A 1,488-nucleotide genomic window follows, 5' to 3' on the forward strand; every position below is an offset into this window, starting at 1 on the left:
GAGCAATGATCAGAACCTGTGGATGAGCCTTGGTAGGGCGGCGTGAATGTGGGCGCGCCTTCCCGGGGATGATCACAAGTCCAGTTCGTTTCTGATCAAGACCGGCGTTGGCGCGCTGGTTGGGAAGGCACGCCCGTGCTCACCGTAGTTCACGATGTCGCGCAGGCCAACGACACCCGCAGCGGTGCCGGTCGGTCGTTGTTGGATGAGATTGTCCGCGACGGTGCCCGGCAGATGCTGGCCGCCGCTTTGCAGGCCGAGGTCGCCGCCTATGTCGACCAGTTCGTCGATCAGGTCGACGAGAATGGGCACCGGCTGGTGGTCCGCAACGGCCACCACAACGTCCGGGAGGTGCTCACCGGCGCTGGGGCGATCGAGGTGAAGGCGCCGCGGGTCAACGACAAACGGGTCGATCCGGAAACCGGTGAGCGGCAACGATTCTCGTCGAAGATACTGCCGGCGTGGGCGCGTAAGTCCCCGCAGATGGCCGAGGTGCTGCCGTTGCTGTACCTGCATGGCCTGTCCAGCAGCGACTTCGGTCCGGCGTTGGAGCAGTTCCTCGGCTCGGGGGCGGGGCTCTCGGCTCCGGCGATCACCCGACTGACCGCGCAGTGGCAGGACGAGGCCGCCGCGTTCGGCCGCCGGGACCTGTCGGGCACCGATTATGTGTACCTGTGGGTGGACGGCATCCATCTCAAGGTCCGCCTGGAGCAGGACAAACTGTGCCTGCTGGTGATGCTGGGGGTGCGCGCCGACGGCCGCAAGGAACTGGTCGCGCTGACCGACGGGTACCGCGAATCAGCGGACTCGTGGGCGGATCTGCTGCGGGACTGCCGGCGCCGTGGCATGCGCGCCCCGGTGCTCGCGGTCGGGGACGGTGCTCTGGGGTTCTGGAAAGCGGTCCGTGAGGTGTTCCCCGATACCCGTGAGCAGCGGTGCTGGTTTCACAAGCAGGCCAATGTCCTTGCCGCACTACCGAAGTCGGCGCATCCGGGGGCGATCGCGGCGATGCGGGAAATCGCGGGCGCCGAGGACATCGACCACGCGCAGGTCGCGGTCAAAGCCTTCGAACTGGACTACGGCGCCAAGTTCCCCAAGGCCGTGGCCAAGATCGTTGACGACCTCGATGTGCTGCTGGAGTTCTACCACTATCCCGCCGAGCACTGGGTACATCTGCGCACCACCAATCCGATCGAGTCGACCTTCGCCACGGTCCGGTTGCGCACCAAGGTCACCAAGGGGCCGGGTTCCCGCGCGGCGGGTATCGCCATGGCCTACAAGCTCATTGACGCCGCACAAGCCCGCTGGCGGGCGGTGAACGCCCCGCACCTGGTCGCCCTGGTCCGGGCCGGAGCGGTGTTCCACAAAGGCAAACTGCTCGAACGACCCGTCGACATCACCCCACCCGAACCGGCCGACAACCCGGCCACCCCGACCGGAACGGAGGTCGCCTGAAAAACACCAATCCACAGGTATTGACAATTACTC

The 1,488-nt window shown here is 66.1% G+C and carries 1 protein-coding gene; it reads left to right on the forward strand.

Features of this window, described 5'->3' with window-relative positions:
• Positions 1-135 precede the first annotated feature (135 nt).
• On the forward strand, positions 136-1,455 hold the full coding sequence (locus ACJH6I_RS31735; RefSeq protein ID WP_016894482.1) for an IS256 family transposase: 1,320 nt from the start codon (positions 136-138) through the stop codon (positions 1,453-1,455).
• Positions 1,456-1,488: the final 33 nt, after the last annotated feature.

Source organism: Mycobacterium sp. SMC-13 (assembly GCF_045311035.1).
In the GTDB taxonomy this organism is placed as follows: domain Bacteria; phylum Actinomycetota; class Actinomycetes; order Mycobacteriales; family Mycobacteriaceae; genus Mycobacterium.